This is a genomic window from Candidatus Thiosymbion oneisti, assembly GCF_900092655.1.
In the GTDB taxonomy this organism is placed as follows: Bacteria; Pseudomonadota; Gammaproteobacteria; order Chromatiales; family Chromatiaceae; genus Thiosymbion; species Thiosymbion oneisti.
Genome location: NZ_FLUY01000422.1, coordinates 1 through 26,327 on the forward strand (window position 1 = coordinate 1; position 26,327 = coordinate 26,327).

28 protein-coding genes and 1 pseudogene are annotated in these 26,327 nt (G+C 60.6%); 4 read left to right on the forward strand and 25 right to left on the reverse strand.

What is annotated here, in order from left to right; translation table 11 throughout:
- Window positions 1–199: 199 nt before the first annotated feature.
- The 17 genes and pseudogenes from BQ17_RS04030 to BQ17_RS04110 form a co-directional block, all read right to left on the reverse strand.
- Window positions 200–1,495, reverse strand: coding sequence for an adenylosuccinate synthase (locus BQ17_RS04030; RefSeq protein ID WP_089724549.1), 1,296 nt, complete (start codon window positions 1,493–1,495; stop codon window positions 200–202).
- Between the two features lie 269 nt (window positions 1,496–1,764).
- Window positions 1,765–2,007: a hypothetical protein gene (locus tag BQ17_RS04035; protein ID WP_089724500.1), complete on the reverse strand. Its 243-nt coding sequence runs from the start codon at window positions 2,005–2,007 to the stop codon at window positions 1,765–1,767.
- A 7-nt stretch (window positions 2,008–2,014) separates the two neighbouring features.
- Complete coding sequence (locus BQ17_RS04040; RefSeq protein WP_141699086.1) at window positions 2,015–2,539, reverse strand: hypothetical protein; 525 nt, start codon at window positions 2,537–2,539, stop codon at window positions 2,015–2,017.
- Window positions 2,499–3,716, reverse strand: coding sequence for an ATP phosphoribosyltransferase regulatory subunit (locus BQ17_RS04045; protein ID WP_089724505.1), 1,218 nt, complete (start codon window positions 3,714–3,716; stop codon window positions 2,499–2,501). The genes BQ17_RS04040 and BQ17_RS04045 overlap by 41 nt, the downstream gene beginning before the upstream one ends.
- A gap of 169 nt (window positions 3,717–3,885) precedes the next feature.
- Window positions 3,886–4,071 carry a DUF2065 domain-containing protein gene (locus BQ17_RS04050; protein WP_089724507.1) on the reverse strand — a complete coding sequence of 62 codons (186 nt, stop codon included), beginning with the start codon at window positions 4,069–4,071 and terminating at the stop codon, window positions 3,886–3,888.
- Between the two features lie 305 nt (window positions 4,072–4,376).
- Window positions 4,377–5,237: pseudogene (hflC, locus tag BQ17_RS04055) on the reverse strand (protease modulator HflC); the annotation flags it as partial.
- Window positions 5,234–6,403, reverse strand: a complete 1,170-nt coding sequence (gene hflK, locus BQ17_RS04060; protein WP_089724512.1) for an FtsH protease activity modulator HflK — start codon at window positions 6,401–6,403, stop codon at window positions 5,234–5,236. The pseudogene hflC and the gene hflK, both read right to left, overlap by 4 nt.
- Window positions 6,404–6,954: 551 nt before the next feature.
- Complete coding sequence (hflX, locus tag BQ17_RS04065) at window positions 6,955–8,268, reverse strand: ribosome rescue GTPase HflX (RefSeq protein WP_089724514.1); 1,314 nt, start codon at window positions 8,266–8,268, stop codon at window positions 6,955–6,957.
- Window positions 8,269–8,673: 405 nt separating this feature from the next.
- A complete protein-coding gene (gene hfq, locus BQ17_RS04070; protein WP_089724516.1) occupies window positions 8,674–8,928 on the reverse strand; it encodes an RNA chaperone Hfq in 255 nt (84 codons plus the stop codon).
- Between the two features lie 53 nt (window positions 8,929–8,981).
- On the reverse strand, window positions 8,982–9,932 hold the full coding sequence (gene miaA, locus BQ17_RS04075) for a tRNA (adenosine(37)-N6)-dimethylallyltransferase MiaA (RefSeq protein ID WP_089724518.1): 951 nt from the start codon (window positions 9,930–9,932) through the stop codon (window positions 8,982–8,984).
- Between the two features lie 125 nt (window positions 9,933–10,057).
- Window positions 10,058–10,783 carry a hypothetical protein gene (locus BQ17_RS04080; protein WP_089724520.1) on the reverse strand — a complete coding sequence of 242 codons (726 nt, stop codon included), beginning with the start codon at window positions 10,781–10,783 and terminating at the stop codon, window positions 10,058–10,060.
- Window positions 10,776–11,441, reverse strand: a complete 666-nt coding sequence (locus BQ17_RS04085; RefSeq protein WP_089724522.1) for a hypothetical protein — start codon at window positions 11,439–11,441, stop codon at window positions 10,776–10,778. The genes BQ17_RS04080 and BQ17_RS04085 overlap by 8 nt, the downstream gene beginning before the upstream one ends.
- A 401-nt stretch (window positions 11,442–11,842) precedes the next feature.
- Window positions 11,843–12,262: a type II toxin-antitoxin system VapC family toxin gene (locus BQ17_RS04090; protein WP_089724524.1), complete on the reverse strand. Its 420-nt coding sequence runs from the start codon at window positions 12,260–12,262 to the stop codon at window positions 11,843–11,845.
- Window positions 12,259–12,513, reverse strand: coding sequence for a FitA-like ribbon-helix-helix domain-containing protein (locus BQ17_RS04095; protein WP_089724526.1), 255 nt, complete (start codon window positions 12,511–12,513; stop codon window positions 12,259–12,261). The genes BQ17_RS04090 and BQ17_RS04095 overlap by 4 nt, the downstream gene beginning before the upstream one ends.
- Before the next feature lie 66 nt (window positions 12,514–12,579).
- Window positions 12,580–14,394 carry a DNA mismatch repair endonuclease MutL gene (gene mutL / locus BQ17_RS04100; protein WP_089724529.1) on the reverse strand — a complete coding sequence of 605 codons (1,815 nt, stop codon included), beginning with the start codon at window positions 14,392–14,394 and terminating at the stop codon, window positions 12,580–12,582.
- A 615-nt stretch (window positions 14,395–15,009) separates the two neighbouring features.
- Entirely contained in the window at window positions 15,010–15,372 is a 363-nt protein-coding gene (locus BQ17_RS04105; RefSeq protein WP_089724531.1) for a hypothetical protein, read from the reverse strand.
- The gene (locus BQ17_RS04110; RefSeq protein WP_218068074.1) at window positions 15,365–16,642 is read right to left on the reverse strand and encodes an AAA family ATPase; all 1,278 of its coding nucleotides are present in this window, start codon (window positions 16,640–16,642) and stop codon (window positions 15,365–15,367) included. Before BQ17_RS04110 ends, BQ17_RS04105 begins: the two co-directional genes overlap by 8 nt.
- A 300-nt stretch (window positions 16,643–16,942) precedes the next feature.
- Here BQ17_RS04110 and BQ17_RS04115 point away from each other — a divergent pair, with 300 nt between their 5' ends.
- Window positions 16,943–18,061 (forward strand): ATP-grasp domain-containing protein, encoded by a 1,119-nt coding sequence (locus BQ17_RS04115; protein ID WP_089724535.1) that lies wholly within the window; start codon window positions 16,943–16,945, stop codon window positions 18,059–18,061.
- 195 nt (window positions 18,062–18,256) lie between these two features.
- Window positions 18,257–19,192 (forward strand): isoaspartyl peptidase/L-asparaginase family protein, encoded by a 936-nt coding sequence (locus BQ17_RS04120; RefSeq protein WP_089724537.1) that lies wholly within the window; start codon window positions 18,257–18,259, stop codon window positions 19,190–19,192.
- Here BQ17_RS04120 and BQ17_RS23935 read toward each other — a convergent pair.
- From BQ17_RS23935 to BQ17_RS20200, 4 genes are all read right to left on the reverse strand, one after another.
- A complete protein-coding gene (locus BQ17_RS23935) occupies window positions 19,189–19,533 on the reverse strand; it encodes a PIN domain-containing protein (RefSeq protein WP_218068076.1) in 345 nt (114 codons plus the stop codon). The two genes, BQ17_RS04120 and BQ17_RS23935, sit on opposite strands and share 4 nt — an antisense overlap.
- Complete coding sequence (locus BQ17_RS23125; RefSeq protein ID WP_256091474.1) at window positions 19,517–19,651, reverse strand: hypothetical protein; 135 nt, start codon at window positions 19,649–19,651, stop codon at window positions 19,517–19,519. The genes BQ17_RS23935 and BQ17_RS23125 overlap by 17 nt, the downstream gene beginning before the upstream one ends.
- Before the next feature lie 157 nt (window positions 19,652–19,808).
- Window positions 19,809–20,207, reverse strand: coding sequence for a hypothetical protein (locus tag BQ17_RS20195; protein ID WP_141699087.1), 399 nt, complete (start codon window positions 20,205–20,207; stop codon window positions 19,809–19,811).
- The gene (locus tag BQ17_RS20200; protein WP_141699088.1) at window positions 20,147–20,716 is read right to left on the reverse strand and encodes a hypothetical protein; all 570 of its coding nucleotides are present in this window, start codon (window positions 20,714–20,716) and stop codon (window positions 20,147–20,149) included. Before BQ17_RS20200 ends, BQ17_RS20195 begins: the two co-directional genes overlap by 61 nt.
- A gap of 144 nt (window positions 20,717–20,860) precedes the next feature.
- Between BQ17_RS20200 and BQ17_RS04130 the strand changes: the two genes are divergently transcribed.
- Together BQ17_RS04130 and BQ17_RS04135 are read left to right on the forward strand one after the other, a co-directional pair.
- Window positions 20,861–21,091, forward strand: a complete 231-nt coding sequence (locus BQ17_RS04130) for an AbrB/MazE/SpoVT family DNA-binding domain-containing protein (protein WP_089724539.1) — start codon at window positions 20,861–20,863, stop codon at window positions 21,089–21,091.
- Window positions 21,066–21,425, forward strand: a complete 360-nt coding sequence (locus tag BQ17_RS04135; RefSeq protein ID WP_089724541.1) for a type II toxin-antitoxin system PemK/MazF family toxin — start codon at window positions 21,066–21,068, stop codon at window positions 21,423–21,425. Before BQ17_RS04130 ends, BQ17_RS04135 begins: the two co-directional genes overlap by 26 nt.
- A 35-nt stretch (window positions 21,426–21,460) precedes the next feature.
- On the opposite strand, the gene BQ17_RS04140 is transcribed toward BQ17_RS04135, so the two are convergent.
- The 4 genes from BQ17_RS04140 to rpoE form a co-directional block, all read right to left on the reverse strand.
- A complete protein-coding gene (locus BQ17_RS04140; RefSeq protein ID WP_089724542.1) occupies window positions 21,461–23,521 on the reverse strand; it encodes an ABC transporter ATP-binding protein in 2,061 nt (686 codons plus the stop codon).
- Window positions 23,522–23,613: 92 nt separating this feature from the next.
- Window positions 23,614–24,129, reverse strand: coding sequence for a SoxR reducing system RseC family protein (locus BQ17_RS04145; protein ID WP_176722282.1), 516 nt, complete (start codon window positions 24,127–24,129; stop codon window positions 23,614–23,616).
- On the reverse strand, window positions 24,126–25,064 hold the full coding sequence (locus tag BQ17_RS04150) for a MucB/RseB C-terminal domain-containing protein (RefSeq protein ID WP_176722283.1): 939 nt from the start codon (window positions 25,062–25,064) through the stop codon (window positions 24,126–24,128). The genes BQ17_RS04145 and BQ17_RS04150 overlap by 4 nt, the downstream gene beginning before the upstream one ends.
- Window positions 25,065–25,072: 8 nt before the next feature.
- Window positions 25,073–25,651 carry an RNA polymerase sigma factor RpoE gene (gene rpoE / locus BQ17_RS04155; protein ID WP_089724547.1) on the reverse strand — a complete coding sequence of 193 codons (579 nt, stop codon included), beginning with the start codon at window positions 25,649–25,651 and terminating at the stop codon, window positions 25,073–25,075.
- Between the last annotated feature and the right edge of the window lie 676 nt (window positions 25,652–26,327).

Sequence of the window (26,327 nt, forward strand, 5' to 3'; positions counted from 1 at the left end):
GGCTCGTTCCCACGCTCCAGCGTGGGAATGCCGTTGTGGCCGCTCCAGCGGCCAAGGTTTCATGACGCTGGAGCGTCCAGATTTGCTCCCACGCTGGAGCGTGGGAGCCAGAGGCTGAATTTGTGGGGATACTTCAGCCACTACCCCAAATTTTGTACACAGGTTTACTTAGACTCCGGTAACCTGGCCGCGTCTCGATTCAGGCATCGAAGGGATGCCGCTTGATAATGGTATCCGCCCGGTCCGGTCCGGTGGAGATGAGGTCAATAGGCAGACCCGAAAGCGCCTCGAGCTTAGCCAGGTAGCTGCGGGCGTTCTGCGGCAGTGCAGCGTAGGACCTGGCGCCCAGGGTTGATGTCTCCCAACCGGGGAGCTCCAAATAGTGTGGTTGGCATCGGCTCAGGGCGTCCGCGGTGGTCGGCGGTGCGTTCAGCCGCCGGCCGTCGAGCTCATAGTCGGTGCAGATCCTGATTGTCCGCATGCCGTCGAGGACATCCAGCTTGGTGATGCAGATACCGCTCACACTGTTGATGTCGAGTGAACGTCTGAGGGCCACCATGTCGAGCCACCCGCAGCGGCGCTTGCGTCCGGTGGTGGCGCCGAATTCCCGGCCGACCTCGCCCAGATGGGTCCCGTCCGCATCGAACAGCTCCGTGGGGAAAGGACCGGCGCCGACCCGGGTCGTATAGGCCTTGACGATACCGAGGACATAGTCCAGATTCCGCGGCCCCATACCGCTGCCGCTGGCCGCCCCGCCGGCGGTGGTGGTGGATGAGGTCACGAAGGGATAGGTGCCGTGATCGATATCGAGCAGGGCACCCTGAGCCCCCTCGAACAACAGGTTTTTGCCCGCTCGACCGAGGGCCTGGAGCAGACCTGGAACGTCCTCGATCAATGGGGCGATCGCTTCCGCCTGAGTGAGGGCCTCATTCAAGACGCCCCGATAATCGACCGCCTCGGTCTTGAAGTAATGCACCAGGACGAAGTTATGGTAGTCCATGACCTCGCGCAACTTCTCGGCAAAGCCTTTGGCATCGAGCAGATCCCCGATACGCAGGCCCCGCCGCGATACCTTGTCCTCGTAAGCCGGCCCGATACCGCGACCGGTGGTCCCGATGGCCTGGTTGCCGCGGGCGCGTTCCCGCGCCTGATCCAGGGCGATGTGGTAAGACAGAATCAGGGGACAGGCGGGGCTGATATGCAGCCGCCGGCGTGCCGCTACGCCGCTCTGCTCGAGCATACGCAGCTCCTCCAGCAAGGCCCCCGGCGACAGCACCACGCCGTTGCCGATGATACATTGCACGTCCTCGCGCAAGACCCCGGAGGGGATCAGGTGCAGGATGGTCTGCTTCCCATCGATGACGAGCGTGTGCCCGGCGTTGTGTCCGCCTTGGAAGCGGACCACGGCCGCGGCCCGCTCCGTCAGCAGATCCACGACCTTGCCTTTGCCCTCGTCACCCCACTGGGTTCCGATCACGACCAGGTTTTTTCCCATGATCAATACCACCCGAAAGATGCCGAAATGGGGTATTGGTACCCTTGGGTAAATCCGGAAACAATCTTCATGGAAATTCTTTTTGCCGCAAATGAACGTAAATAGACGCAAATCGCTCGCAATCGGCTCGCCATCAGCGGTTGACATATGGGAAGGTCCGCACAGCGGACCCTACGTCAATCGAGGCTATATTAGGTTGGGCAAAGCTCACCACGGACAGCGGGCGTACCCAACATCCCTATCTGGAGCGTGGGAGCCGGCAGAAAGTATCAGGCCGATATAAGCCGCTTCCATTCGCCCAAGGCAATTGCCAAGGCGCTTTCAAGCCAATCACGAAAACGTTCCTTTATGCTGTCTAGTGATTCGGCATAATTGAATTGAAACAGGTCCACCGACGCCGGTTGTACCTGGACAGGTTCGGTGCCTCCCTCTTCTTTCTCGACGCGCCGATCCGTGAGCGCGGATGCGGCCATGATGCCGGTATCATTGTGTCCGTAGCCATGAATGCTCACAATGAATTCAAAATGCTCTTGGGTTTTGATGGATAGCCGAATCCAGGCACGGTATCGTTCGAGGTTGGCAAAAATGTTCGGTTAATGGTTGCTCCCCTTTTACATAGGAAAAGAGCCCTTCGATAACAGAGAGTTGATCGTCGATCAGAGCTTTGACGTGATCCGCTTCATTACGCCGGACACCGCCTCGGTGGGCAATCAGGCTAGCGTCTATCCCTTGCTCGATCAGGACCTCCGTGACACCTCGATCCCAGGTGTATAGGCGTTCGATGATTCCGGTTTCGATTGCCCATTCACGCTGGAGCTTGGTTAAGAAATCTTGAAAGACACCGGTTCCCTGTAATGCTTCTTTCTTTTCGTGCCAGATCCTCCCGAGCGCATCGAGCTCGGATGACCCAAAGGTCGCGGCATCCTCGGGAAATGGGTCGATTCGTTGGTAAGACATCAGATCGCATTGAAAAAGGGTTCTTGCAAACGGAAGATTTATATAATCAAAATTCGTGTTTATTTGTGTCCATTCGTGGTTCTTCATGAACCAACACCCAACCCATGTCCGCACGCTCCAGGCGCGCTTCACACCCCAGCTCCCGCGCGCCTTTAGCCTGCCCCGGCAGCTCCGTGACCACTTGTCGCCCCTCCCGGCGCAGACGTTCGATCTCCCGCTGTAGGTCCGGATCCGATGACCAGGGCGCAAATACCCTTTGGGGCCGTTGGTAACGCTCGTCGATACCGGTCCCCAGGCGCAGCAGGCAGTTGAGATCGGTGCTGAACCCAACGGCGGGACGGGACCGCCCGAACACTCGGCCGATGTCGTCGTAACGCCCGCCACGCGCGACCTCCTGGCCCCAGCCGGGCACGAAGGCGGCGAACACCACGCCCGTCTTGTAATGGTAGCCCCGTAGCTCTGCCAGATCGAAGTGCACCGGCACGTCCGGCAGCCATTTGTGCGTCTCCGCGGCTACTTGTCGCAAATGATCGATGGCGGCCCGCACCGGCGGATCGGCAGCCGCCAACTCGGTTGCTGCTTGATCCAAGGCATCGTCGCCGTTGAGCGCCGCCAGGGCCAGCATCATTCGCGCCTGTATGTCATCCAATCGGTACGCGTCGATCAAGGCCTCGATCTCGGGCACGGCTTTGCGCTGCAGGGCCTCGAACAGGGCCATCTCCTGGTGCCCATCGAGCCCCGCCTGGCGGGCGAGCCCGCGGAAGATGCCGACATGGCCCAGATCCAGATAGAGACCTTCGATGCCCACCGTTTCCAGTGTTAGCAGGGCCAGGCGCAGGATCTCCACATCACTCTCGACGCCCGAATGGCCATAGAGCTCCGCCCCGATCTGCATCGGACTGCGGGTATCGGCGAAACCATCCGCCCGCGTGTGCAACACGGTGCCTAGGTAACAGAGCCGAGTCGGCACGTCACTGCGCAGATGATGGGCATCGATACGCGCTACCTGCGGTGTCATGTCGGCACGCGCGCCGAGCATCCTGCCGCTCAGCTGATCGGTAAACTTGAAGGTCTTGAGGTCCAGATCCTGGCCGGTACCCGTGAGCAGGGAGTCAAGATAGTCGACGAACGGCGGGATAACGAATTCGTAACCCCAACTTCGGTAAAGATCCAGCAGCTCGCGGCGCAAACACTCCATTACTTGCGCCCGCGGCGGCAGGATCTCCTCGATCCCGGCGGGTAACAGCCAGCGTTCCTCCCGCATGCTCCGGCCCTTAGGCGATTGGCGAAAATTGGAATACCGAATTGTGCCCCGAATTGCACAAGATCATCGTTCGTCTGCCAGGCGCGGCAACCGGTGCATAGTGGACTCCGTAACTGTTGCCGCAACCCAGCAGACGGACGAGACGGTATTTCATTTGACAGAAATCGCCTTAATTCACCACATACAAGAGCACGACGCCCACCACCATGCTCACCAGACCGGTAACCCGCAATGAACGGTTATCCTGCTCGGTCATCAGAAGTAAGGTGCGCCGCAGACTATCCGGGCTCAGGAAGGGCCAGACACCTTCGAGTACCAACAGCAATGCAAAGGCGACGAGCAGATCGTGCCACATCCTTTAGGATCCGACTCCAAGCATACCGCAGGGCCCTGAACGCCGATATTCGTGCGGAGTGCGAGCTATTCGGAGAAAGTCGTGGGGGTAACCCTAGACGCAGCTCCAGGTGCAACAGCCGTCGCCGGTGGCAGTAGCTGATGCTCACGCGCCGGTGGTGTCATGGCAATCGGCGCCGGCGTGGAGACTTGCCCTAGTTCAGGCATCGGGACAGTGGCCTGCGGCTGCAACGCAGATTCTTCCGCCGGCTGAGGCTCGGAAGCGGGGTGCGTGCCTGAGGCCGGTGAAATACCGATGCCGGCCGGGGCCTTCTCTTTGAAATAACGGAAGAAATCCGACTCCGGCTGCAGGACCATCACATCCCCGCCCCGTCCGAATGTATTGCGGTAGGCATTGAGGCTGCGGTGGAAACTGAAGAAGTCCTGATTTTGGTTGAAGGCATTGGCATAGATCTCCGTGGCCTTGGCATCGCCCTCACCCCGTAGTTGCTCGGATTCCTTGTAGGCCTCGGCCAGGATCACGGTCCGCTGCCGGTCGGCATCGGCACGAATGCGCTCGGCGGCCTCCGCGCCCTTGGCGCGCAAGTCCCGGGCTACCCGTTCGCGCTCGGCGCGCATGCGTTGATAGACCGACTCGCTGACCTCGGGCGGCAGATCGATCTTCTTGACTCGGACGTCCACCACTTCGATCCCGAGCTCGGCGGCGTCGGTATCCACCTTCTTGGTCAGGATCTGCATCAGCTCCAGACGATCATCCGAGACCACCTCTTGAATGGTGCGCTTACCGAACTCATCACGCAGTGCCGTATTGACACGCTCGGAGAGCAGCCTGGCGGTGCGCCCGCTGTCACCACCGGTAGAGCGGAAGAACTGCCCCGGGTTGGTGATGCGCCACTTGGCGAAGGAGTCGACGATCACGTCCTTCTTCTCTACCGTCAGGAAGCGCTCGGGCCGGGAATCCAGGGTCTGGATGCGACCGTCGAACTTCTTGATGTTGTTCAGCACCGGGACCATAAAATGCAGCCCAGGTGCGTATTCGCTGTCGACGATCTCACCGAGGCGGAGCTTGATGGCCACCTCCCACTGATTGACGGTGAAGGTCGCGGCATAGATCACCAGGGCAGCCAGGATCAGCCCGATGGGCGCTAGCATCTTGACTCGATTCATCGCCGAGACCTCCGTTCGCGAATTACCTTACGCTGGGGTGCCGACTCCGGCTCCTGAGCAGCCGCTGAAATGGGACTTTGCCGTTTTCCCGACTGGCCTTGGCGGCTACCCGCATTGATCAGCTGGTCGAGGGGCAGATACATGAGGCTGTTTCCCTCCTCGACGTCCAGGAGGACCTTGTTGGACCCGCCGAGGACCTGCTCCATGGTCTCCAGATACAGACGCTCGCGGGTTACCTGAGGTGCCTTCTCGTACTCGTCCAGGAGGGCAAGAAAGCGCGCGGTCTCGCCCTCGGCACCGGCTACCACCTTGTCTCGATAGGCCTTGGCATCCGCCTGCACGCGCGCGGCCTCGCCGCGGGCCTGGGGTAGGATCTCGTTGGCGTAGGCCTCGGCCTTGTTCTCCAGGCGTTCCTTGTCCTCCCGCGCCTTGATGGCATCGTCAAAGGCCTCCTTGACCTGCTCCGGCGGCTTGGCCGGCTGCATGTTCACCGAGGTGATCTCCAAGCCGGTCTTGTACTGGTTGATCAGGCTCTGAGCACGCTCACGGATGGTCGTGGCGACGGCGCTGCGCCCTTCGGTCAAGATGAAGTCCAGGCGGCTGCCGCCGATGGTCTTGCGCACCACCGTCTCGGTGGCGTCGCGCAAGGTCTTTTTCGGGGACTGATCCTGGAAGAGGTAGTCCGCCGCATCCTGGATGCGGGACTGGACGGTGAGCTCCACGTCGACGATGTTCTCGTCCTTGGTGAGCATGGCGGCCTTGTGGGTAAAAGAGGAGATCTCGTCCACATTGACCTTGCGCACCTCATCGATCGGATACGGAATCCGCCAGTGGGGTCCGGGGTCGGTGATCTTGGTATAGGCACCGAAACGCAGCACGACGCCGCGCTCCGCGGGCCCCACGATGTAGATGCCCGATGCCAGCCAGATAACGAACAAGACCGCTGCCCCGAGCATGACGGCATTACCGCTGATACCACCCCCCCCTCCCGGTGAGCCGCCACCGCCATCGGACTTGCCCGATCCACGCCGGCCCTGCCCTCCGAATAGCCCGCCGAGGCGTTCTTGAAGCTTACGCACCACTTCATCCAGATCCGGTGGTCCCTGCTCCGGACCCTTCCCACTCCACGGGTCTTTGTTCCCACCACCCGGTTCATTCCAGGCCATAAGCGCTCCAACTATCTTTGAAAGTGTACCGGCCGCTCGGTCGTTAAGCTGCCTACCGTCGGGTCATCGTCAGGGTAGCCATTGTATACCCTTTTTAGATTTAGAAGCTGTTTGGTTAAAACGGATTCTCGCATCGGGTTGCGTTACGCCGCGTTCCCCGCCGTGCCCCCCCAGGCGTTTTCGCGCGCGGCTAACGCAACCTTACACCCAACGCGGACCCGCGTAGGGTGGGAAAGGCCAGGGATGGCCGCATCCCCCACCGGAAGGCGGGATGCGCTGCGCTTTCCCGCCCTACGGTCCTTCGTCTTCTAGTCGCGTAGGTTGGGGTGAGGAACGAACCCCAACGTCAAATGTCGGGGTTCCTCCGTCACCCCAACCTACGGCTCTGCGGATAAAGGATGGCTTGCTTTTTTATCCGCAGATTACGCAGATTCGCGCAGATTTATTTCGCAGGCGCCACAATCCGTGCACGGTCAGCAAGGACCCAAAAACATTTGCGCTCATTTCGCGTTCATTTGCGGACTCTATCGAGAAGCCCGTCGAGAAACTCGTTACCTGTCGGTAACCGCAAGCGCCGCGTGCCGACTCACCAGCCGACCTAACAGCGATCCATCCTTGCTCAGCAGACGGTCGAGCTCGGTCTTGGGCACCATTACTTCCAGCTCCCAGCCACCCTGATCCGTTGTCTGGTCCGAGAGAACCTGGGCATGGGTGAAGAACCAGGCCCGCAACGCCCCCTCTTCGGGACCAAGGAGGATCCACTGGTGGAGGTGTTCCTCATGAAAATGCTCGCGCAAGGCAGCGAGCAACAGATCGATCCCGGCCCCGCTGCGGGCCGAGATCCAAACCCGCCCTACCCGTCCTTGGGCATCCCGTTCCAAGCGCGGTTCGGTGTCGGGCAGCTGATCGATCTTGTTGAAGACCTGGATTTGCGGTATGTCACCCGCCCCGATCTCCGACAGTACCTCCTGCACGTCCAGGATGCAGCCGGCCCGGCGCGCACCGGAGGCATCCACGATATGGAGCAGCAGATCCGCGGTCCGCGTCTCTTCCAGGGTGGAACGAAAGGCCGCCACCAGCTCGTGCGGGAGACGGTTGATGAAGCCGACCGTATCGGCGAGGATCAGCGTCGCCCCATGCGGCAGGGGCAACCGGCGCAGGGTCGGATCCAGGGTCGCGAACAGCTGGTCGGCCTCATGGACGGCGGACCGGGTCAGCCGGTTGAAGAGGGTCGATTTTCCGGCGTTGGTGTAACCGACCAGCGAGACCGTCGCCAGGGCGGCCCGATCCCGCGCCCGGCGGCCCTGGGCACGTTGGGAGACGATACGCTCCAGCCGCTTGGTGAGCTGGGCGATGCGCTTGCCGATCAGGCGGCGATCCGACTCCAGCTGGGTCTCGCCCGGTCCGCGCAAACCGATACCGCCTTTCTGGCGCTCCAGATGGGTCCACCCACGCACCAGGCGCGTCGAGAGATGACGCAGCTGCGCCAGCTCCACCTGCAGCTTACCCTCGAAGGAACGCGCACGCTGCGCAAAGATATCCAGGATGAGCCCGGTCCGATCCACCACCCGGCACCGGAGGTGACGCTCCAGATTGCGCTCCTGTGCGGGGGAGAGCCCACGCTCGAAGATCACCAGCTCCGCCCCCTGGGTTTCAATCAGCGCCTTGAGCTCGTCCGCCTTGCCGGGGCCGATAAACAGACGTGGATCGGGCGCCTGGCGGAAACCGCCTACGCAACCCGCAACCTGTGCTCCCGCCGCTTCCGCGAGCAGGCGAAACTCAGCCTGCTCTTCGGGGTCACCGGTAGTGCCGATATCCACATGCACGAGCACCGCCCGCTCACCAGTAGCGGGGCGCTCAAACATGGTCGCTCAGCAATCCTGAATGATTCGGCGCTGCTTGGGAGACCGGACGTGTTGCGTTACGACGCATAAAGGCTCGCTGATCTATGGTGGCGCCGGTGCCGACTTCTTAACGCAACCTACCCCTGGATCGCCCGCCATGCTATCGGCCCGCGCGGACCTTGTCTTGCGTGTAGGTTGGGTTAGGCGCGTGGGGAAACGCCGCGGAGGGCACGATCTTGAACGCGCCGTAACCCAACACGACGCTGGACACTGGGATCCATTTTAACCAAATAGCTGCTTGAGAAGCTGCGTCATCCCTGGACAGATAAAGATCATGTGATCCTTTGCGACCGATTTGGCGTTCATTGGCGTTCATTTGCGGCAAACAAGTGATTCCCATGCTATCGGTGCTTCGGTACTAGTGTACTACCCCTTGTCGGGCGCCGGTTGGCCCTCGGGCGCAATCGGCGGCAGTTTGACGTTGCGCGAAGGAACGACGGTGGAGATGGCATGCTTGTAGATCATCTGGGTTACGTTGTTTTTCAGCAGGATAGCAAACTGATCGAACGATTCGACCTGTCCCTGGAGTTTGATTCCATTCACCAGAAAGATGGACACGGGGACCCGCTCCTTACGCAAGGCGTTGAGGAACGGGTCCTGTAGATTCTGTCCTTTTGACATGACTTCATCTCCTTTCTTGTTGTAGTGATACCTGGACGGCCAATCCGAAACAGCTACCTGATTTCCACCCTTATCAGGCGCAATGCCTGATCGATCGGCTCACCCTGATCGGAGCGATCACAGATCCAATGGACATCGGACTCGGACCGCAACCAGGTAAGCTGGCGTTTCGCAAGCTGCCGCGTAGCGCTAATGCTGCGCTGCACCATATCCCTAAAGGTATACTCACTAAATAAGTATTTCAACATTTGCCGATAGCCCACGCAGCGCATGGACGGCAGCTCCAAAGTCAGATCCCCCCGCGCCCACAGGGCGCGTACTTCCGCCTCGAACCCAAGCTCGAGCATGTTCAGGAACCGCCGCTCGATACGCTGGTGCAGAACAGCCCGCTCCGCGGGCGCATGCGCCAGCTTCAGGAAGCGATAGGGTAGCACCCGGCGGCGATGCCTCCCCGTCAACTGACTCAAGGGGTGGCCGGTCAGCTCATAGACCTCGAGCGCGCGCTGGATGCGCTGGGGGTCATTGGGATGGATGCGCCGCGCCGCTGCCGGATCGACCGCCGCGAGGCGCTGGTGAAGCGCCGCCCAGCCTCCCGCCTCCGCCTCGGCGGCAAGTCGGGCGCGTACCGCGCCATCCGCCTCCGGGAGACGCGATAGGCCCTCCTGCAGGGCGCGGAAATAGAGCATGGTGCCACCCACCAGGAGGGGAATCCTGCCCGCGGCTACGATCTGTGCCATCTCGTGCTCGGCGTCCGCACAGAAGCGGGCGGCCGAATAGGATTCGCTCGGGTCGCAGATGTCCAGCAGCCGGTGGGGGGCCTTGCGCAAGACCTCAGGGCCGGGCTTGGCGGTACCTATGTCCATGCCCTTGTAGATCTGTGCCGAATCCACGCTGATGATGTCACAGGGCAGGCGCGCGGTCAGCGCCACCGCCAAATCCGTCTTGCCCGCGGCCGTAGGGCCCATGAGCGCGATTACCAGCGGGGGGGTGGACCTAGCCCACATATCTTGGCGACACCTTTCTATAAAGGAGATCGCCGATTTATTCATGGGGGGCTACCGCCTTCCGCAACGAGATGCAATACCTACCGCCGGCCGCACACCCTCCGGCGTGGAAGCCGGCGAAATGTTTACCTCATCCGCTTCCCCGCCAGACAGTCGCCGAAGGCCTCGTCCGTCATCAGGGACGCCCAATTGAAGCCGGCCTGGGTCGCGGTCTCCTCCAGCGCCTCCAGCAACTCGTGTTGGAACGAGGCCGTCGCCGAGAAGATACCGACATAGGCGCCATCATGCCCCGGATACATCACGGCGAAAAGACCGGTCCGGTCGGCCAGGTCCGCGGCCTGCTCGACCCAGTGGTCACTGGAGAAACTCCTCAATGTACGCCGGTCGATAGCGGGAGGCGGGCTGTCGGGCGCGGACAGAAAGGCGACCTGGCCCTGCCCCCACCAGGAATAACCCGGACTATCGAACAGCTCCATTGCCGTCTCCGAGGACTCGGTCGTGACCAGATCACGGGGATGCGGTGCCCCCCCGAAATACTGCCAGAAACGCATCTTTCTTCCTGTATACCAATTGCCCACTAATCTGCGCACCAGGTTTTCCTTGCCCAGCCGCTCCAGGTCGTCCTCGAGCGATTTCATTTCGGCACTGCGCAGATAGGTGACGCTCGCCAGGGAGGTCATGGCACGCACGAGCACGCTGCCAACCGCCTCTGGCATATCGTCACCGTCATCAACGCAGGTGGGTATCAAATACCAGCTGAGCAGGAAGACACTGCCCCGATCGGTGGTGAGGGAACCCAGCTGCCAGTCATCGCGCGGTTCGAGGCAGACGCAGATGGTCGATCTATTCATGGGGAGCCGCCACCCTCGGCAAGGGGATAAAGAAGGTGCCCTTGGCCCAGTCGTACACCGTACCGCCGAGCAGGGTGCCACCGACATAGCCGCCGAGACCGCCGATGATACAGCCGCCGATCCCGCCCGCCGCCATACCGAGTGGTGAGGCCGGGGAACCCAGGGCAGCGCCGCCAGCGCCCCCGGCCTTACACCCCGCCCAGGCCAGTGCCCAGGCGGAGACCACCTGAGAGGCCCGCTTCAGCGGGCTGCTGGCCCGAACGATGGAGACGGTATCAAGGGTTATGCCGGTAATCAGCAATAATCGCCCTCCCCAACGATAATACTTGGCCATCTTGTAGGCGACCTTACCGGCCCGACCCGCGGGGGTGTGATTTTCGATCCCGAACTTTGCGTAGGCTCTCTTGTGGTTCCAGTGAAAGTCTATGGTATGGGTCTTGCGATTCATCCCATAATCGAGTCTCAGGAGCCGTTTCTTTCCTGAGTCGTCCTGAAAAAACAGCGTCGATGTGGAGCGGCTCTTGTAGTCAAGGTCCCTTGTCTTGAGCTCTATGCCCAAGCCACCGCTGTTCGGAATCGGGATACGGACCACGGCTGCCTGGCCGACGGCATAGGGTATGCTGCCGTGCCATAGGTTGTCTTGGATACTCTGGGTCATTGGTCTATTCTCCCCTTGATTTCGCGTGATTCGTAACCTACGGGCTACAGCGCGAGGCATAAGCCGGGGGTCGGCAAGTGGCACGATCCTGCCGCCGCCTTGGATTTGGTAAGGTATCCGCCCCCAGCACAGGTGATGCGGCCAGGGGAAAGCGCCGTCGCCGCGGTGCGGGTGGAACCTCAGGGCCCGGATTCCCGGCCAACGCTGCGGGTATCCCCCGTGGCTGAGGTTCGATGCGGGCGCGCCGCTTTGCCGGCGCACTCCAAAGTAGTCCGGAATCCATAAAGGGCACCTTGAAAAATAGGTGTTTTCACCAATTGAGCGACCCTAAGCCGTTGATTATTCATGCGTACCGCTGACGAAAATCGTATTTTTCAAAGTGCCCTAAAGAGCCTTCGGTCTTATACCTGCCATGGGTTGATGACATCCACGCCGGCAGCCACGAATGGGCCGGTGTCGCGGGTGGCTACAGTAAATCCATTGGCTGCTGCAATGGCTGCGACATATCCGTCAGCCGTTGCGATAGCCAAACCCGCCGCTCGCGCCTTCGCTATCAGCTCGGCATAGGCATGCGTACAAGCCAAGTCGAACGGCAGCACGCGCCCAACAAACAAGGGCATCACCCGTTTTTCCAAGCTCTCGTGCAATCCATTTCGCCGTTTGCCGGCCGGCAGCATTGCCACGCCGGCGCGCAGCTCGGCGACCGTGATAGCAGATAGGTAGAGCGTTTCCAGTGGTTGCGCATCGATCCACTCGATGACGCGGGCCTCGGGCACATGACGTAGCGGCTCCGAAACCACGTTCGTATCCAGCAGGATCATTCAAAGCTTACCGGCTGGGTCGGGGTCTTGCCACGTACCTGCTCGAACACTGCGAAGTTTTCATCGGTCAGCTTGGCCCGGCGGCCAATGTCGGCCAGCAGCGAACCCAGCTTTACCCGCCCTTCCGGTTTCACGGCGTTTTCCAGGATGTCGCGGATTTCCGCCTCCGCGCTGCAGTTGTGCTGCGCAGCTCGCACCCGCAAGGCGCGATGCACCTCGTCGGGTATGTTCCGGACAGTGATAGATCGCATAGTTTCACAACCTCTCTTTGCTTTATTTGATTGCATATTCGATCTAGCTGTCGGGTCCGTAGCTCCTCAGCGACCGCGCAGAAACAGGCGATCCAGCTCCTGCCCGGAGAGCTTGATCCAGGTCGGGCGTCCGTGGTTGCACTGGTCGGCGCGCTCCGTGCGCTCGAGGTCGCGCAACAGGGCATTCATCTCCTCCGGCTCGAGCCGGCGATTGGCGCGCACCGACCGGTGGCAGGCCAGGGTGGCGAGCACCCCGTTGATCTCCTCGCGAATCCGTTCGCTGCGCCCATGCACGGCAAAGTCCGAGAGCAGATCCCGCAGCAACCGCTCCGCATCTGCCCCTTGGAGCAGGGCCGGAATCTCGCGTACCACCAGGCTGCCCTCACCCATCCGGTCCAACCCCACACCGAGACGCCGGAATAGCTCCAGATTGGACTCGGCCAGATCCGCCTCCCAGGGAGCAACCTGGACCATGACCGGGACCAACAAGGGCTGGCCGCGGATCGCACCCTCCTCCCAGGACCGCTTGAGGCGCTCATAACCGATGCGCTCATGGGCCGCATGCATATCGACAATCACCAACCCATCCACGGCCTGGGCCAGGATGTAGACACCCTGCAGCTGGGCGAGGGCATAACCCAAGGGCGGCAACCCGGCGTCCGCTCCGTTCTCTTGGCCGGTATCCGCATCCCGGCTGGACCCGGGTCGTTGGGACTCGAAGTCGGAGCGATACCGGTCCGGGCCCTCAGCTACCCGCAGGGGCATGGGTCGCTGTCGGGGTCCGGGATCTTCCGGCATGGACCGCGCCGATCCCAGGTCAGGCATACCGGTCGCCACGGGCGGGGCCTCGGCGGGCGCGGGCCCTGCCTGAGTTCTGCCCTCCGCGAGGCGGCGGTGGAGGGCCCGGAAGATGAAATCATGGACCTGCCGTCCCTCGCGAAAACGGACCTCGTGCTTGGCGGGATGGACATTGATGTCCACCAGCACCGGCGGCAGCTCCAGATACAACACATAGGCCGGATGGCGGCCCTGGTGCAGCACGTCCTGGTAGGCCAGGCGCACAGCGTGCGCTACCAGCTTGTCCCTGACCATACGTCCGTTCACATAGAAAAACTGGAGATCCGACTGGCTGCGGGAGAAGCCGGGGCTCGCGACCCACCCGTGCAGGCGCATCCCCACCGCCGTCTGGTCCAGGGTTAGGGCATGCTCCGGAAAACCGGCACCCACCAGCTCCTTCAGGCGGTTCCCCGCCGTTCCTCCCTCCCCGGCGACGGGCGACAGGTCAAACAGGAGCCGCCCGTTGTGGGTGAGCCGGAAGCGCACGTCGCAGCGCGCCAGCGCCACCCGACGCACCAGCTGCTCCAAGTGGGAGAGCTCGGTCTTGTCCGTGCGCAGGAACTTGCGCCGGGCAGGCGTATTGTAGAAGAGATCCCGCACCTGGACCGTCGTCCCCACCGGATGGGATGCGGGTACCGGCTCACCCGGCTGGTCGCTGCCGTCGCCGCGGATACACCAGGCCTGATCCGCGTCCCGGTGCCGTGAGCTGAGCTCCAGACGGGATACGGATGCGATACTCGGTAGGGCCTCACCACGGAACCCCAGGGTAGCGATGGACTGGAGGTCCGCGACCTCGGCGATCTTGCTGGTGGCATGGCGGCGGAGTGCCAAGGCCAAATCTTCCCGGGCAATTCCCTCGCCGTTGTCCCGGACCCGCAGCAGCTTGATACCGCCCCGCTCGGCATCGATCTCGATCCGGTCCGCACCGGCATCCAGGCTGTTCTCGATCAGCTCCTTGGCCACCGAGGCCGGCCGTTCCACGACCTCTCCCGCCGCAATCTGATTGACGAGCTGCGCGGGAAGCTGCCGGATCCGGTTGGTCATGCAGGAATAGAAACAAAAAGCCGGCGGCCGTGCAAGGGTGACTCGGGGCTGTTGACGCAATCGTCGTGCCAACCGCTAATAGGACAGGATTAACACGATGTTCAGGATTAACAGGATTATTTTCTTAAATAACAATTATAACATCCTGTTAATCCTGTACCATTAAGAGACAAGCCCGGAGGTTAGGGTTTACTCCTTGGCACGTAGGATGCGGTGAGCGCGGCAGGTCTTACAGGATGGTATTATAAGGAAATGCCATTAAGTTAAGTCTTGTAGGTCGGGTTAGGCGCGCGCTTCAGTGTGTTCGGTCAGGCCACGGAATTCGGGTGCGCCGTAACCCGACACACGATGCCGCGGGCCAACCTTGGATGTCGGGTTACGGCGCGTTCACCTCGGTTGCCCACGCCCGCATCGCAAGGCGCGCCTAACCCGACCTACCACGACACGCGACCGGCAGCTAACTTAATGGCATTGCATTATAAGGGGGCATGAATCGCGTCAATGGACGCCCGCGGCAAACCGCATCCTACAACCGCGCCGGGGGTATAGGATAAAACAGTCCGGAATCTATAAAGAGCCTAACTGATCAGGCGGCCACTTTCTCCCCTAAATCACTTATATTGATGAAAGTAAACAGCAAATCCTTGTAATCGGGGTTTTCCACTCGATGTGGGGATCGGGGATTGCGAGCACGGCCGGAACCGGGCTTTCGGCTACCGGGATTTGCCGTGTACGCTCCGACAGCCCCCTGCAATTGGCATCGGTACCAATTACCAGCAGGTCCAGTGGATTGCCCTGGCGTTTGAGATCACGGAGGTATTCCTTCAGCTCGCGCACGACCTGCCCATGACCTCGCCGTGCGTTTCGCCATTCCAAACGGACCTCGATACCCTGCTCCGCGGCAACCCGATCGATGAAGGCCCCGATTACCTGGCGGTGCGCGAAGTCCTCGACGAATGCCGCGATCGTCTTAGCCATCGAAGTCCCCTCGCAGCAGACGCTCGGAAACGAGGAGAGCCTCTTCATCGCGATCCTCGCCTTGGTCGATCAGGGCCTGGTCGATGTCATGACGACGTGCCAAGGGACCCCAAGTCGAGAAGGGCTCGATACTGGTTCCCCGGTCCGATCTTCGGGTCACGAACAGGGATTCGTCCGGGACCAGATCCGGCAGGATGGGAGAGTGGGTCGTGACGATATACTGGGTATTCCCGATCCCGGCTCGGGTCTTCAGCAGCTCGGCAATCAGCTGGATGCGGCGCGGATGAATACCATTCTCCGGCTCCTCGAAGCCCACCAGGGACGGCGGCTCCTTGGCGCCGGCCAGGGCAAGCATTCCTAAGATCCGTAGCGTCCCCTCGGACAACAGGCGAGCGGGAATGGGGATGCCGGCCTCCCGCAGCCGCAGTTCCACCTCGCCCAGGTCGTTGATATCGACATCGATGCCATCGATTTGCGGCAGGATGGTTTTTAAGGCCTTTTCCACCGCAGTGAATTGCCGCGGCTCCAGGGCCTTCAAGGTATTGAGGTAGACCGGCAGCTCTTCGCCCATCAACCCGATGTGCCGTACCTCCTTGACCGGATTGGCGGCCCGCATGCGTTCGCGCGGTTCGAAATAGAAGAAGCGCCAACGGCTGATTTCCTGATGGGCCGCAATCAGGTGCGGGTAACCTGGCAGGGCGTGCGGCAGCGACAGAATGCTGTGATCGAGATAGCGATCCAGGTAGGTGGGATGGACCTGCCCTTCAAGGCGCAAGTACAACCCCTCGTCATCGCGAGACAGAAAGGGCTCGCACTTGTCGGAGGGCTCACCTTTACTGTTCAGCGCGGCCAGGTATTCGTCGGCGACCCGCAGGATTCCCGAGTGCGGCCGCATTTCGATCTCGATTCGATAACGGAGGAAACGCTCTCGCACCGGGGACCGCCGGCTTTCCTTTTCCCCCTGTCCGCTCTTTGCCGCGGGGTATTGCTTCAATTCGCGGATCTGCCGGTTGACCGCATCGACGACCGCGTCCGACAGGGTGAAATCCACCTCTACACTGAAGGATAACACCTCTTTAGCCAATAACCCCTTCAGTCCGTCCTCGGGAAAAGAAAACGACTCCAGGGGTTTACCTCGATACGTCGGCTCGAACGCGTCCTTCAGGGTACGGCACCAGACGACCCTGGAAAGCAGCTGCAAGACATCGAGAAAGTTACTCTTGCCGGCGGCATTGGGGCCGAACAACACGGACAGCGGCTGCAACCGCACGTCGATCCCGCGCAGCGATTTGTAACCCTATCCTGATCCGATTGAGCATGGAGGTTTCCCCGATGAATCTTGTCTATCCGCAGCTTACACAGATTGTCGCAGATGCCTTCGTTTGTTCGCTATGCAATCCGTGCAATCTGCGAGAAGATGGGGGATCATCCCTCTTACCACACCATCTTAGTGTGACCTAGGTTCCACTGCACCAGATCGGGCCGGTTTTCCGGTCTATCCTGTCCAAATCACTATGGCACGTATCTTGCCTAATCGTCCGACCGCAAGTCAATATGGAGCTCCAGGACGATGAGGAGGGCACTGTCATTCATCGAGCCGACACCCGCGCCGGCGCGGATCATCAACCATGACATCATGGGCTGCACCGCCGAGGGCGTGTCGGGTAATCATCTTTACTCCGGGCGTGCCCTGGGTTTGACCGAACCTGGGGACCTGCTCCAGATCCACCCGGAACTCAAGTCCCAGTGGACTTATATCCGAGACCATTATCAGCGCATCGGGCTTAGTCATACCGAGCAGATAATCTGGGATGTCGGCCAAGATGTGCTGTCCCGGTATCCGGAGCGGGAGGTATGCGTCTTCTATTTCGGTGCCGGCGAGCACCGGGTACGACCGGATGCCGCCTGGTTCCGAGCCGTAGATTTCATAAACTCCAAGAACAATTTTATGTCCGTCGCCCAACGACTCGGGGTGCCTGTTCCCAAGACCCTGTGCTTTGCGCAGACGCCGGACATCAGCGACCGGCAGCTCGAAACCTTTCCGCATCCCTGTTATCTCAAGGCCGCGGTCTCCGTTTCGGGAGTCGGCATCTACCGCTGCGGCGATGCTGCGGAGCTGCGCGCGGCCATTGGTCGCTTCGAGCCAGGGGTTCCGGTCCAGCTCCAGCAGGAGGTCGCAAGCAACAGTTTTCTCAGCCTCCAGTACCGGGTAACGGCGGATGGACTCGAACGGCTGGCGGCTACCGAGCAGATACTCGACGGCTACGCCCATCAGGGCAACCGGTTCCCGGTGCCCCACGCGCCCTGGGAGTGCGTGGAACCCATGGCCGAATGGCTATACCGGGAAGGCATGAAGAAGATCTTCGCCTTTGATATGGCGGTCGTACAGGAAGGCGATAACCCTGACTATTTAGCCATCGAATGCAACCCCCGTTTCACTGGGGCCTCCTATCCCACCGCCATCGCTCACAAGCTCGGACTCGAATGCTGGGTGGCGCGGGTCTTTCCCACCCGCCACCGCTCACTCGCCTTTCTGCCGTTGACCGATATCGAGTACAATCCCCACCGAGGCGAGGGGGTGATCCTGGTCAACTGGGGCACGATCCTTGTAGGCAAGGTCCAGTTTTTGATCGCCGGACCGGAGGCGGTCCAGGAACAACTGATCCTGGAGCTCGAGCGGCGTCTTTGATCGCTTCTTGGTCATCGGCACCCTTGGGGGCACCTGATCCCGGCTTTCTCCCCAGGTATTCGGAAACCGCACGCTTCGAGTATTGTCTCGAAAGGACCCAAGGATGGGGGTCCTCGAGCTGTAATCAGGCACCGATCAGGGTGCCTTTTTTATTGCTTCGGTCCGCGGGCCAGGGGGTCCTGCTTGGAAGAGAGCATGCCTAAGACCTTTTCCCTCATGATCCACGGCGGCGCCGGTGCCCTGGATAACATCAAGGACGACCGAATCGCCGTTCGCTACCTGGAAAGCCTGCGGGTGATCCTCGAACATGGACGCGAGATCCTCTCCCGCGGCGCCGGGGCCGTGGAAGCAGTGGAGACCTGCGCCTCCCAGCTAGAGGACGATCCCCTGTTCAACGCGGGGTGTGGATCGGTGCTCACCGAGCATGGTCACGTGGAGATGGACGCCGGCATCATGGATGGCCGCGACCTGGCTGCGGGCGCCGTGGCCGCCGTCTCCAATATCGCCAACCCGGTCCAGCTCGCCCGCCTGATCATGGACGGCAGCGAGCACCTGATGCTCATCGGCGAGGGGGCGCTCCGCTTCGCCGAACACTGCGGGATGAAACGGACGCCGGACCACTACTTCCTTACCCCCGAGCGCGTAGCCCAGCTGGACCAGGCCCGGCTGAAGCACCGCATTATGCTGGATCACGACGCTGTCGAGGACGCGGGCGAGGAACAGAAATACGGCACCGTGGGCGCCGTCGCCCGGGATCTGGAGGGTAATCTCGCCGCCGCCACCTCCACCGGCGGAATCGTCAATAAGCGCATGGGCCGAGTCGGCGACTCACCCATCATCGGCGCCGGCCTGTATGCGGACAACGAGACCTGCGCCGTCTCGACTACCGGCTATGGTGAAGACTTCATGCGCACCCTAATCGCCAAGACCATCTCCGACGTCATCCTGTTCAAAGGCGGCGGCGCCAGGGATGCTGTAACCGCGGGCATTGCCTACCTGCAACGCAAGGTCACCGGCCGCGGCGGCGTCATCGTGATCGACAAGGCGGGCGACTGTGCCAGCGGCTTTACGACCAAGAAGATGGTCCACGGCTGGATCGAGCACGGCGGGGAGGCCATCTGTCGGTTTTAACCCGCATATCCTACCGGGGCGGCTGGCAGAGTTTTACAATTGATTGTCACCCTCATCCGGGACATTGGGCCGCCATGCGTAGTAGATTCGCGTCCAGATGCAACGCGACAGGAAGATATCGAGCAACTCACTGCGTTCGCCCTTATCAATCGGCTCCGATTGAATAACTCGTCACGGCTCAAGACATTCTCGTACTCGGCCAGCAGGGAGGCACCCATGAGCGGTGTTGCCTCACCCCTCAGACATAGGACGATGACCTCGTTGGACGCATCGGCACCCAGGCATGCACCTACGAAGACGTTGGTATCGACAACGATGTTCACTTTAATGACAGGGGTCACTCATCACCGCGTAGGCGGCTACATCGATGGCAACCAGGGTGACACGCTGCCCCATGCGCGCGACGATCCGGCCGTGGCGGTGGTCGAAATTCGGCCCGAAAAGTAGTCCTTGCCACACAAGAAGGTGCGCGCACGCAACGGCAAAGGGATGTTCTCCAGAGAGACGAGGACGGAGCGGGGATTAGTTGTGGTTAGGTTCTCTGCGATTTCGATGTCGGAAAGGAGCTTAGTTTGGGGTGAGAAGGATGTCAAACAAGATGGGGATCCTTTTAGCTTTAACATGGCTCATATTTTTCAAATAATTGCCAACCAAAAAACCACCAACCTGAACTTGAAAAGCCATTCTTATAACCTGCAAGTGAAACTATTAATCGAGAGTTTAAATTCTCCAACCATTTTGCACTCAAACGTGCATCGCCAATGGAATAACCAGGGGTGCTTCCATTCCACAACGCCTCATGAAACAAATCATTACGGAGTCTATATATATTTTCAATATGTTTAGCTTCGTACTTAATGCCATAAAAGTTACACAATCCATAAAGCCTATTTTTATGCCCTTGAATTTTATTTTGTCCCGTCAGTACATGAAATTTATAAATCGCATCAAAAACTATATATTGGTATATAAATGAATCCCATTCCCAATCACAGCTTTTTGCTCTTCCATGCATATATATAAGATATTCACGAATCTTTTTCTTAATTCTTTATTCCACTCTCTCCATTTTTGATATGTGAAAGACAAATAGTGAGGTGGGACATCATCAGCATATACAAAGCTATTTTTGCTTTCAATAGGAACTTTTCCATCAAACATCCAATCTATAAATTGTAATCTAGTACCAAAGAAAAAACCCAAATTATGCATTAAAAACCCTGCATCTTCAAATCTTAAGTCATCACACCCAATAGGATTTTCTATGTACAAATCATGTGATTTTGGCAAAGAAAAGACAGATGCCGGTCTTTCTGTATGTGGTATATATTTTTCAGGCTTCAATGTATTTAAATTAAGCTCGACAGTCATCACTAAAGGTGGATACATAAAGCCATCTCTGTTTAAATTTTCTTTAATATATTGTAATCCATCTTCATACTCTTCAGCAAGCATAATCCGGCCTCCCTCAAAATCAATGGATTGTGGATATTTTAAAAAACCAAATGATTCATTATGCTTCATGACTGTAACTACTCAGGCCCTCCATTCGGCGTCATCACCCTGCCGAATCGCTTGGTCATCAGAATCGGAATCCCGATCCCGATTTAAAGCCCTGCTCTTCCCGGGAGTGGGGTATAGGGGGAAAATAGATTGGGAGATCTCATCATGCGTACAGCCACCAGCAAACTGACGAAAAAGTACCAGGCAACGATACCCGAGCCGGTACGGCGCCTGCTCCACCTGGAAGCCGGTGACGCAATTGCCTTCGATATCGAGGACAAGAATGTTCACATCCGCAAGGCCCAGCTCGTGGATCTTGAGTTTGTCCAGAGCTTGGAAGACACTTTGAATGAGTGGGTGTCAGAGGCCGATGAGGAGGCTTATCGTAACCTTTGAAGCCTTCGATGTAGTCGTAGTGCCCTTTCCCTTTACGGATCGTTCAACTACAAAACGAAGGCCTGCTCTGGTACTGTCTGATGCCAAGGCTTTCAACAAGCAGATTGGTCAGTCAGTGCTGGCGATGATCACCAGTGCCAGGAACTCTGACTGGCCGCTAGATGTTGAAATTGAAGACTTGAATTCAGCGGGTCTGCCATCTGCCTCCATAGTGCGTATGAAATTGTTTACGCTCGATCACCAGTTGGTGATCCGCAAGGCAGGCGTATTGTCACAAAACGATCGTAGATGTGTGATCGCCACGCTTCAACAGTTGCTCGACCTGAAGGTGTAACGGTTAGTGCCAGTGCGTATGAATACAAAAGCGTTTCAGTCTCCAACCCGCACACAATGAACCATTCGGGTATCACTGAGCCTGGTCTGTGCAGGATAGGCGCGGGCACACTCGGGTCCCGCCTCCGGGCATCTGGGATGAAAGTGGCAACCCGGCGGCGGCTGGGAAGGGGAAGGCATATCGCCTTCGAGTCGGATAACTTCGCGGCGCTGGTCCGGGTCGATCACGGGCACGGCGGAGAGGAGGGCCTTGGTGTAGGGGTGACGAGGGTCGTCCAGGACCTCGGCGACGGTCCCGCGCTCGACGATGCGGCCCAGGTACATGACGGCTACCGCGTGGGCCAGATAGGAGACCACCGCGAGGTTGTGGGTGATGAAGAGGTAGCTTAAGTCCAGGTCGCGTTGGAGCTGCCGGAGGAGGTTGAGGATCTGGGCCTGGACCGAGACGTCCAGGGCGCTGGTGGGCTCGTCGCAGACGATGACCTTGGGCTCCACCGCCAGGGCGCGGGCGATGCAGATGCGCTGGCGCTGCCCGCCCGAGAATTCGTGGGGGTAGCGGTCCGCAGTCTCAGCGGACATGCCGACCCGATCCAGCAGGGAATACACCCGCTCCAGCCGCTTTGCCCGGTTGGGCTCGAGGCGGAGGGCCTGGAGGCCCTCACCCACGATGTCGCCCACCAACATCCGGGGGTTCATGGCGGCGAAGGGGTCTTGGAAGATGATCTGCAGGTCCTTGCGGTAGCCGCGCATGGCCCGACCGCCGAGCCGGGTCAGCTCGGTCCCGTTGAAGCGCACGGTCCCGCCGGTGGTAGGGATGAGCCGCAATATGCCCTTGCCTACCGTGGTCTTGCCGCAGCCGGACTCACCTACCAGGGCCAGGGTCCCACCCGCGCACAGGTCCATGGATACCCCGTCCACGGCCTTGACGTGACCCACGACGCGGCGGAAGACGCCTTTGTGGATCGGAAAGTGGACCTTGAGGTCTGCCACCCGCAGCACCGTCTTGCCCATCTCCCCGCGGGGGACGGCGCCCTTGGCTCCCGATGCTTTGGAACCTGCGTCCGCGGTCGGCTCGCCGTCTTCCCAGAGGTGACATCGCACCTGATGCCCTACTGATGGGGTATGCCACGCGGGCGCTTGATCCCGGCAGCGGTCCATGACCCGGTGGCAGCGGTCGGCGAATCGGCAGCCCTGGAACGGCCGGTCCAGGGGTGGCACCCGGCCTGGGATGACGGCCAAGCTGCCGGTGCGCTTCTCGGGTGCCGGTAGGCTCGCCATGAGCTGGTTGCTGTAGGGATGGGCTGGGCGGGCGAAGAAGTCAGCGACGGTTGCCGTCTCCAGGATGTGACCGGCGTACATGACGGCGAGCCGATCCGCCGTCTCGGCCACTACGCCGAGGTCGTGGGTGATGAACAGCACCGCCATGCCGGTCTCGCGCTGCAGGCCCTTGAGCAGCCGCAGGACCTGGGCCTGGATGGTGACGTCCAGGGCCGTGGTGGGCTCGTCGGCGATCAGGAGCTGCGGGGCCCCCGCCAGGGCCATGGCGATCATGACCCGCTGCTTCATGCCGCCGGAGAGCTGGTGCGGATACTCACCGCTGCGTCGCTCCGGGTCCGGAATGCCCACTGCGCTCAGGAGTTCTAGGACCCGCTCGGGTGTCCGGCGGCGACTGAGTCGCTCTGCAACAGATCCCCCCCTCCCCGCCCCTCCCCCGCCAGGGGGGAGGGAGTCACCGTGGACGTGCACGGCTTCGGCGATCTGCCGTCCCACTGTCAGCACCGGGTTGAGGGAGGTCTGGGGCTCCTGGAAGATCATGCCCATGCGCCCGCCCCTTACCCCACGCATGGCGTGCTCGGGCAGCGCCAGCAGCTCGGCGTTCCCGAGCCATACGGAACCTTGGGTAATGCGTCCGGAGGGCGGCAGCAGCCGCATCAGGGACAGGGCCATCATGGATTTGCCGCAACCCGACTCCCCGAGCAGGGCGAAGGTCTCGCCCCGGCGGAGCTCCAGATCGACGCCGTCCACTACCCGCACGGGTCGGTCTTCGGAACCGAGCAGAGTGGTCAGCCCGCTGACCTGGAGCAGGGGATTGGTCATGTCAATCAAAGCTACCAGCTACCAGCGCCGGCGGCTGGCTGGTACACCTAGACGTATTAACGGAGGGTGTTGGGTAATGGGGGCCAGAAGAGTCATAGCGCCCTCTCATCGGTTACCGAGAGGGAGCGGGGGGAAACCCTAGGCGATGCACCCGGACCTATGGCAAGGCGGCGCAGGATGCGCGGCCGGTAGCGCTCGTCCAAGGACTTGGCACGGATGAATCCGACCAGCCAGGCCAGCGCGCCGGCAAGTCCCCCCAGCCCGGTCACGGCACTCAGCACCTGCGTGTACGCGGGGGCCAAGCGTTCGGCGACGAAGGCACCCACCACCGCCCCGCCGATCATGGCCACCAAGGGTACCAGATAGGCCAGGACCGACGCCTCCAGCAAGGTACCTTCCGGCAGCCCGATGACCACGTGCTCGCCGGGCCTGGCCCCGATCGTATTATGGGCCCGCAGCAGCAACCGCTTGGGACCCAAATAGCGGGCCAGCAACGAGGTGCCGCAGGTACCTTTGACGGCACAACTTCCGCAACCGCTACGCGATTGCCCTTCCACCTCGGCCAGCTCGCCCTGCACCGAGATGACTTGGCCTGTCTCTTCGATCACCGCCGTCCCCCCGGGGCGTGTCGAAGGCCTGCAAGCACCGCCTCCACCGTCTCGGGCGGCACCTCGCCCACGACCGTAACCTGATGATCGGATACCCGTTTGCCGACGGCATGGACGGCACCGATATGGGTGCCGCCCTCCAGGCCCGCCTGCGGATTGCCCGCCTCGACATAGACGGAAACCGATGCCAGGCCGTCCGAAAGCACGAAATGGTCCACCGGCTGCCCGTCTGCAGCGCGCCAATCATTGTGCATCACCAGGCTGAAACCGGGGGGAAGGGCATCGAACCGCCAGGGCAGCAAGCCGGGAACCGGAGGCTCGGGTCCATACCGCCGTTGCTGCGGCACCGGGCCGGCGGTGGACGCCGTCCCCCGCGATGGCAACAGGTCCAGGGATGTGAACATGACCTGTTCGATGGGATCGGTCTGCTGCCCCATCAGGTCGGATTTGAGCGGCAACCCGCTCTCCCGGTCCAGCTTGCCTTCCAGGGCCGGCTCGTTGACATGCCAACGCCGAGCGGGAACGACAAGCCGGAACTGCTCCGGCGCAGACGCAGCGGTATGGCGGCTCGGAGGCGGTTCGGCGGCGGGCCCGAGATTGAAGAGCCGGGGCACGGCAACGACGGCGGCAGAGACGGCGCAGGCGACCAGTGCGGCGCCGGCCAGGGGGCGGAGGCGGAGGACCCGTCCTCGGCGTGCCACTGGCCTCTGCAGGGGAGGCTCTGCGGCAACCCGCTCGCTTACACGGGACCTGAGCAGGCGGTATTCAGGGCGAATCTGCTCCGACCGCATGGCGGCACCGATGAGATGGTAGCCCTCCCAGGCCGCAATCAGGCGCTCGTTCGATTCGAGCGCGGACAGGGTTGGGGGTACCAACGTGGGATCGATTTCACCATCCACGAGGGCCGAGAGGTGTCGTCGTTGCTGTTCACTCATCGTTTTCCTCATGGCCTGAGCAAGGGTCTCAAGCGTTTGTCGATCGCCTCGCGGGCGCGAAAGATGCGCGAACGCACGGTACCCACGGGGCATTCCATCGTGTTCGCGATTTCCTCATAGCTCAGACCCTCGAGCTCGCGCAATAGGAGCGCCGTCCGCAGGTCCTCCGGTAGCCCATCAAGCGCCGCTTGCACCGTCCCGGCTATCTCCATGCTCAGCAGATGATGCTCCGGCGTAGCCAGCTCCCGCAGGCGCCCCCCCGTTTCCAGCTGCTCGGCCACATCCGCCTCCACGTCATCTCCGGGGGGACGGCGCCCCTGAGCGACCAGATGATTCTTCACCGTATTGATCGCGATGCGATAAAGCCAGGTATAAAAGGCACTCTCGCCACGAAACCCCGGCAGCGCCCGATAGGCCTTCAGAAACGTCTCCTGGGCAACATCCATGATCTCGCCGGGATCGCGAACATAACGGGAGATAAGGCTCGCAACCTTTTGCTGATACTTGATCACCAACAGATCGAAGGCGCGCCTATCGCCTCCCTGCACCCTGGCTACCAACTCCCGGTCGGAGCGCCGATCAGACATGACCCCGGCGTTCCCTGGCCAGTGGCCTGAAATCCGATGGCATTGACAGCTCCCGGTAAACGAAAGTTCTAGGGTCCGGATCAGGAACCACAAACGGACCCGCATCCACATCAATTTCGTGTCCATTCGTGGTTCGTCCTACGGAGCAAGGCCCAGCCCCATCGGCACGCTCACGCGGCGCCTACACCAGGGGCCCCCCTTATAGGTGCCCGAAGGATCCGGTACTCACCTACGAGAGTAGGTGCCATTTGGTAACAGGTAATCGGCCGCCGGTAGCCACGGCCAGCGCGAAAACGTCGTCGTGGATCACTCAACCGGTGGCGAAGTCCTGCGGCCGGAAGGCAGCATCGTTGCGCAGGGTGACCAACCCCTCGCGCCCCATGGTCAGAACGAATAGTCCCTGACGAAATGTGTTGGTTTTTAGACAGCCTCTAAGGGCGGCGACCGCCCCGAAGCAGCGATAGTCCCGGCATTCGGGGAAGAAATTCAGAAATGCTATGAAAGAGAAATATCGATTCGAGACAATCTACCGGAACGGGCGTCGGGCCTCAAGGTATCGGGAAAGACGGTAGTGGCTCAGTTCGCGAAAAAACGCAATGACGCAAGGACGCCAAGAAAGAACAAAGAATCTTTGCGTCTTGGCGCCATTGCGTCCTGGCGTTAAATGGGCCGGAAA

Coding starts and splice junctions, on each gene's coding strand:
- BQ17_RS04030 (WP_089724549.1), bottom strand. CDS start 1,495: ATGGGAAAAAACCTGGTCGTGATCGGAACCCAGTGGGGTGACGAGGGC.
- BQ17_RS04040 (WP_141699086.1), bottom strand. CDS start 2,539: ATGAAGAACCACGAATGGACACAAATAAACACGAATTTTGATTATATA.
- BQ17_RS04045 (WP_089724505.1), bottom strand. CDS start 3,716: ATGCGGGAGGAACGCTGGCTGTTACCCGCCGGGATCGAGGAGATCCTG.
- BQ17_RS04050 (WP_089724507.1), bottom strand. CDS start 4,071: ATGTGGCACGATCTGCTCGTCGCCTTTGCATTGCTGTTGGTACTCGAA.
- hflK (WP_089724512.1), bottom strand. CDS start 6,403: ATGGCCTGGAATGAACCGGGTGGTGGGAACAAAGACCCGTGGAGTGGG.
- hflX (WP_089724514.1), bottom strand. CDS start 8,268: ATGTTTGAGCGCCCCGCTACTGGTGAGCGGGCGGTGCTCGTGCATGTG.
- hfq (WP_089724516.1), bottom strand. CDS start 8,928: ATGTCAAAAGGACAGAATCTACAGGACCCGTTCCTCAACGCCTTGCGT.
- miaA (WP_089724518.1), bottom strand. CDS start 9,932: ATGTGGGCTAGGTCCACCCCCCCGCTGGTAATCGCGCTCATGGGCCCT.
- BQ17_RS04080 (WP_089724520.1), bottom strand. CDS start 10,783: ATGAATAGATCGACCATCTGCGTCTGCCTCGAACCGCGCGATGACTGG.
- BQ17_RS04085 (WP_089724522.1), bottom strand. CDS start 11,441: ATGACCCAGAGTATCCAAGACAACCTATGGCACGGCAGCATACCCTAT.
- BQ17_RS04090 (WP_089724524.1), bottom strand. CDS start 12,262: ATGATCCTGCTGGATACGAACGTGGTTTCGGAGCCGCTACGTCATGTG.
- BQ17_RS04095 (WP_089724526.1), bottom strand. CDS start 12,513: ATGCGATCTATCACTGTCCGGAACATACCCGACGAGGTGCATCGCGCC.
- mutL (WP_089724529.1), bottom strand. CDS start 14,394: ATGACCAACCGGATCCGGCAGCTTCCCGCGCAGCTCGTCAATCAGATT.
- BQ17_RS04105 (WP_089724531.1), bottom strand. CDS start 15,372: ATGGCTAAGACGATCGCGGCATTCGTCGAGGACTTCGCGCACCGCCAG.
- BQ17_RS04115 (WP_089724535.1), top strand. CDS start 16,943: ATGAGGAGGGCACTGTCATTCATCGAGCCGACACCCGCGCCGGCGCGG.
- BQ17_RS04120 (WP_089724537.1), top strand. CDS start 18,257: ATGCCTAAGACCTTTTCCCTCATGATCCACGGCGGCGCCGGTGCCCTG.
- BQ17_RS20195 (WP_141699087.1), bottom strand. CDS start 20,207: ATGCATGGAAGAGCAAAAAGCTGTGATTGGGAATGGGATTCATTTATA.
- BQ17_RS20200 (WP_141699088.1), bottom strand. CDS start 20,716: ATGAAGCATAATGAATCATTTGGTTTTTTAAAATATCCACAATCCATT.
- BQ17_RS04130 (WP_089724539.1), top strand. CDS start 20,861: ATGCGTACAGCCACCAGCAAACTGACGAAAAAGTACCAGGCAACGATA.
- BQ17_RS04135 (WP_089724541.1), top strand. CDS start 21,066: ATGAGGAGGCTTATCGTAACCTTTGAAGCCTTCGATGTAGTCGTAGTG.
- BQ17_RS04140 (WP_089724542.1), bottom strand. CDS start 23,521: ATGACCAATCCCCTGCTCCAGGTCAGCGGGCTGACCACTCTGCTCGGT.
- BQ17_RS04150 (WP_176722283.1), bottom strand. CDS start 25,064: ATGAGTGAACAGCAACGACGACACCTCTCGGCCCTCGTGGATGGTGAA.
- rpoE (WP_089724547.1), bottom strand. CDS start 25,651: ATGTCTGATCGGCGCTCCGACCGGGAGTTGGTAGCCAGGGTGCAGGGA.